Annotated in this window: 5 protein-coding genes; 4 read left to right on the top strand and 1 reads right to left on the bottom strand. The window is 61.6% G+C overall.

The window, feature by feature from the left end:
- Both EN884_RS29180 and EN884_RS29175 read left to right on the top strand, forming a co-directional pair.
- Positions 1–881 (top strand): 3-keto-5-aminohexanoate cleavage protein (locus EN884_RS29180; protein ID WP_164895216.1); only part of this gene is annotated, 881 nt, incomplete at its 5' end.
- The gene (locus EN884_RS29175; protein WP_164745900.1) at positions 878–1,324 is read left to right on the top strand and encodes an acyl-CoA thioesterase; all 447 of its coding nucleotides are present in this window, start codon (positions 878–880) and stop codon (positions 1,322–1,324) included. The genes EN884_RS29180 and EN884_RS29175, both read left to right, overlap by 4 nt.
- Before the next feature lie 66 nt (positions 1,325–1,390).
- Here EN884_RS29175 and EN884_RS29170 read toward each other — a convergent pair whose 3' ends face one another.
- Positions 1,391–1,960, bottom strand: a complete 570-nt coding sequence (locus EN884_RS29170) for a cupin domain-containing protein (RefSeq protein WP_063168754.1) — start codon at positions 1,958–1,960, stop codon at positions 1,391–1,393.
- 190 nt (positions 1,961–2,150) lie between these two features.
- Here EN884_RS29170 and EN884_RS29165 point away from each other — a divergent pair, with 190 nt between their 5' ends.
- Both EN884_RS29165 and EN884_RS29160 read left to right on the top strand, forming a co-directional pair.
- Positions 2,151–3,167, top strand: a complete 1,017-nt coding sequence (locus tag EN884_RS29165; protein WP_245469526.1) for an arginase family protein — start codon at positions 2,151–2,153, stop codon at positions 3,165–3,167.
- Between the two features lie 207 nt (positions 3,168–3,374).
- Positions 3,375–3,715: transporter substrate-binding domain-containing protein (locus EN884_RS29160; RefSeq protein ID WP_128360889.1), on the top strand; the 341-nt coding region annotated here is incomplete at its 3' end.

Genomic DNA, 3,715 nt, shown 5'->3' with positions numbered 1-3,715 from the left:
CGCCGACGATGAGCCCGTATCTGCCGATAACGCCGTCCGAGATCGTCGACGCCGCTGTCGGAGCAGCCGAAGCCGGGGCGTCGGTGATCCATCTGCATGCCCGCGATCCGGAGACCGGCAAGCCTACCCCTGATCCCAGGCTGTTTATGGATTTCCTGCCGCGCATCAAGCAGCAGACCGACGCCGTGATGAACATTTCCACCGGCGGCGGGCTGAAGATGACCCTCGAAGAGCGCCTTGAAGCGGCGCACGCTTCGAAGCCGGAACTCTGCTCGCTCAATATGGGATCTATGAATTTCGCCTTGCACCACATCGCGCCGAAATACACCGACTGGAAGTACGACTGGGAGAAGGGCTATCTGGAAGACACAAAGAAGGGCATCGTCTCCAACACGTTCGAGCAGATCGAGCGGATCATCGTCGAGGTCGGCCAGGCTTATGGCACGAAGTTCGAGTTCGAGTGCTACGATGTCAGTCACCTCTACACGCTTGCGCACTTTCTCGACCGCAAGCTGCTGAAGCCGCCGCTTTTCGTCCAGACGATCTTCGGGCTGCTGGGCGGTATCGGCGCCGACCCAGAAGACATGATGCACATGCGCAGGACGGCTGATCGGCTGTTCGGAGACGACTATCTCTGGTCGATCCTTGCCGCGGGCAAGCACCAGATAAATCTCTGCACGATGGGCGCGATCATGGGCGGCAATGTACGGGTCGGTTTGGAAGACAGCCTCTATGTCGGCAAGGGCACGCTCGCCAAGAGCAATGCCGAACAGGTGGCCAAGATAAAGCGCATTCTCAACGAGTTGTCGCTCGAAATCGCGACGCCCGACGAAGCCCGTCAACTGCTGGATCTCAAGGGCGCACATGAGGTCGGGTTTTGACGCCCCCCGGCATCGAAACCTATGTCGGCGTCGTGCATCCTTGGATGTGCGACGCGATGGGCCATCTCAACGTTCGTCATTATGTGGCGATGTTCGATGACGCCAGTTTCCAGTTGCTGGGCAGGATTGCCGATCCTCGTTTGACGCCGACCCTCGGCTGGGCGGATGTGAGGATGGAGATCGACTACGTGCATGAAACCGCGGTGGGAACTCTGGTCACCGTTCGCAGCGTTATAGAAAAGCTTGGGAAATCGTCGCTGACTTATCTGCATGAAATGCGCGGTACGCTGGACGGAGTCCTGCATGCGCGCATGCGCACCGTAACGGTGCGCTTCGATCTTCAAGCGCGGAGCAAGATCGAGATCGAAGGCGAGGCCCGGCAGGCGAGCGCGAAACTCCCGAGGGGTGAAGCCGGCAGCTTTGCGCCTCAAGTCGGTCGTTAAGACCAGCTTCGCCGTTTCCCGAAAGCCGACGTCATCGGACTACGCTGGCTTAAGATGACTGCGCCTCTAGACGGACGGCGGCGACAGGATGAAAAGCGCTTGCGCCTGCTTGGTGGCGGAACTGTTGCGGAAGGTGTGGAGGCGTCTTGGGTCGAAAGTCATGGCGTCGCCTTCGAGCAGGACGAACTCCTCGCCTTCGAGCAACACGGTCACGCTGCCCTCGACGACGAACACGAATTCCTCTTCCGAACGCCAGCTGTAGAGCTTGTCGCCGCCGGTGCCGCCCGGCGCCATGATCGACAGGATCGCCTGCGTCCGAACCGCGGATTTCGGGCTGAGCAGGAAGTCTAAAAGGTCGGTGCCGCCGAGCACCGCCGGAGTGCGCGCGTCAACGCGGACGACAGCCGTGTTGTCATGCTGGAACAGGCTGCCGATCGTAATTCCAAGAATGTCGCACAGGCGAACGAGCGTTGCCACCGAGGGCGAGGCCTTGTCGCGTTCGACTTCGCTGAGAAAACCCTTGCTGACTTCAACGCCATCCGCCACGGCCTGGAGGGTAAGGTCCAGTTCGCGCCGTCGATTGCGCAGGGCATCACCGATGCGGGCCGTGGACGGCCTCTGGGTGCCACTCGTCATGATTGCGCTCTCAGCATGTTCAATCCCATACCGTCAGCTCGGTCCGCCGTACAAGCCGGAATTTTATGTGTTCTGTATAGAACAACTTTGTTGACTTATACAGAATTCCCCACCAGCATCCAGATGAATTTCGAGGAGGCGGCGGTGCCATGAGGCGAGCCTTCCCCGCCAGCATACGGATGAAGGAGCGATGATGAGCCAAGACGATATTGCCGAAGCCAGGCGCAGTTCGCAGAGTTGGTACTGGTGGGGCATCGCGACGTTTTTCCGCTGCCCGGTAGCGGAGACTCCGGCCGATGTGGATATCGGCCTGGTCGGCGTGCCGCACAGCTCCGGAAACGGCTCGACGGAGCGCGACCAACATCTTGGCCCGCGCGCGGTCCGCAACGTGTCGGGCTACTATCGCCGCTCGCACGGGGTGCACGGCTTTTCGCCATGGGATGCCGCCAAGATCAGCGATCTTGGCGACGTTCCCCTGCCCGAGGCCATGAACAACGAGGCCTGTGTCCGCGACATCGAAGCCTTCTACGCCCGGCTCGACGCCGCCGGCACAAACCCGGTTTCCATCGGCGGCGATCACTCGATCACCGGGCCTATCATCAAGGCCATCGCCGGACCGGGCCGGCGCCTGTCGGGAGGCCAGCCCTGCTCGCTGATCCATTTCGACGCGCACACCGATTCCTACGACAACATGCCCCACTGGCTTGGCGCGAAGCGTTCGGCGGCGCACTGGGCGGCCTATACGGCAAAGGAAGGTGCGGTCGACCCGGAACGCAGCATCCAGATCGGCATGCGCGGTCATCCGGCGGCGGATATCCACACCGGCGGCGTTGGCGGCTCGAGTCGCGCTCTGGGCTATCGGGTTGTTACGATGGACGAGTTCGAACGCTTGGGCATAGAGCGCATGGTGGAGATGATCCGCGAGCGGGTTGGCGATCGCCCCGCCTACATCACCTTCGATCTCGACAGCCTCGACCCCTCCGTCGCTCCCGGGGTTTCGAACCTCGAGCCGGGCTTCGGCGGCCTGACCATCCGCGAGGCGACGCGCCTTCTGCAAGGATTGAAGGGGCTCAACATCATCGGTGGGGACGTCGTCTGCCTGATGCCGACCAAGGACAGCCCCAACCAGATCACGGCGCAGGTCGCCATGGTGATGATGTACGAACTGATCTGCCTGATCGCCGCAAAGAATGCCGAGACGCACTGACGCGTGGCCTTGGCCGCTACAGGAGCGCGCCGACGCCATCGGTGATGGCGTCGCGGCTCGCGGCTCCGGACTTTCGATGCCGGTTGCCGATGCGGTGGCGCCATTCTTTCGCTGTCTCCTGTTCTCTTAAATGAATTATGTTGACTATTGACGAACTTTCGGCAAGCGTTCCTTGAGGCCGCCAAGAGCCCAAACTAGAGGTGAACCATGAACCGCAAGATCCTTCTACTCATCGCCCTCGCGGCCGCCACGCCGGCGGCAGCACAGCCGCCGAGCTTCGCCGCCGACGGTAAACTGCAAGCCTGCGTCGATCCCACTTTCCCGCCGATGGAATTCATCAAGACGGCGGGCGAGGCTCCCGTTGGCGTCGACATCGACGTCATCAAGGCGCTGGCCGCGCACTGGAAGGTCGACGCCAGTATCACGACGATGGACTTCAGCGGCCTGCTTCCCGGCCTGGAATCGAAGCGCTGCGACATCGTCATCAGCGGCGCTTTGCTGAAACCCGAACGGCTGGAGAAGCTGAGCGGCGTGCCTTATCTGAAGAC

Origin of the sequence: Mesorhizobium sp. M7A.F.Ca.AU.001.01.1.1, assembly GCF_004022735.1 — a bacterium.
Lineage (GTDB): Bacteria > Pseudomonadota > Alphaproteobacteria > Rhizobiales > Rhizobiaceae > Mesorhizobium > Mesorhizobium ciceri.
Note: the sequence above shows the minus strand (reverse complement) of the source record. Positions and strands in the feature narration are given on the sequence as shown.

Bases quoted from the DNA above. Each gene is read 5' to 3' on its own strand.
- EN884_RS29170 (WP_063168754.1), bottom strand. From the start codon at position 1,960: ATGACGAGTGGCACCCAGAGGCCGTCCACGGCCCGCATCGGTGATGCC.
- EN884_RS29165 (WP_245469526.1), top strand. From the start codon at position 2,151: ATGATGAGCCAAGACGATATTGCCGAAGCCAGGCGCAGTTCGCAGAGT.